Here is a 932-nt window from a genome sequence, read left to right as displayed (position 1 = left end):
ATCGTTTACGGCGTGGACTACCAGGGTATCTAATCCTGTTTGCTACCCACGCTTTCGCACCTCAGCGTCAGTGTCAGTCCAGAAGGCCGCCTTCGCCACTGGTATTCCTCCCGATCTCTACGCATTTCACCGCTACACCGGGAATTCTACCTTCCTCTCCTGCACTCTAGCCTGACAGTTCCGGATGCCGTTCCCAGGTTGAGCCCGGGGCTTTCACAACCGGCTTATCAAGCCACCTACGCGCGCTTTACGCCCAGTAATTCCGATTAACGCTCGCACCCTCCGTATTACCGCGGCTGCTGGCACGGAGTTAGCCGGTGCTTCTTCTGTGGGTGATGTCCTTCCTCGAGGGTATTAGCCCCAAGGCTTTCTTCCCCACTGAAAGTGCTTTACAACCCGAAGGCCTTCTTCACACACGCGGCATGGCTGGATCAGGCTTTCGCCCATTGTCCAATATTCCCCACTGCTGCCTCCCGTAGGAGTTCGGGCCGTGTCTCAGTCCCGATGTGGCTGATCATCCTCTCAGACCAGCTACGGATCGTCGCCTTGGTGAGCCATTACCTCACCAACCAGCTAATCCGACATAGGCTCATCCGATAGCGCAAGGTCCGAAGAGCCCCTGCTTTCTCCCGTAGGACGTATGCGGTATTAGCCTGGGTTTCCCCAGGTTATCCCCCACTACCGGGCAGATTCCTATGCATTACTCACCCGTCCGCCGCTCGCCACCAGGAAGCAAGCTTCCCGTGCTGCCGCTCGACTTGCATGTGTTAGGCCTGCCGCCAGCGTTCAATCTGAGCCATGATCAAACTCTTCAGTTTAATATTGCTTAGTGCCTTAAAGGGCACCAATCTTGGCTCATCAATTTTCTGACAAATATTTCTCAAATAAACTTCGAGTAATTTCTACCATCAATCAATGAAAATAATTTCGAT

Annotated in this window: 1 rRNA gene; it reads right to left on the bottom strand. The window is 53.6% G+C overall.

Annotated elements, in window-relative coordinates:
* Window positions 1–818, bottom strand: a 16S ribosomal RNA gene (locus tag EER30_RS46695); the annotation flags it as partial.
* Between the last annotated feature and the right edge of the window lie 114 nt (window positions 819–932).

This window comes from Actinoplanes solisilvae (genome assembly GCF_003999975.1).
Classification (GTDB): Bacteria; Actinomycetota; Actinomycetes; order Mycobacteriales; family Micromonosporaceae; genus Actinoplanes; species Actinoplanes solisilvae.
This window is presented reverse-complemented; position numbering and strand designations above follow the sequence as displayed.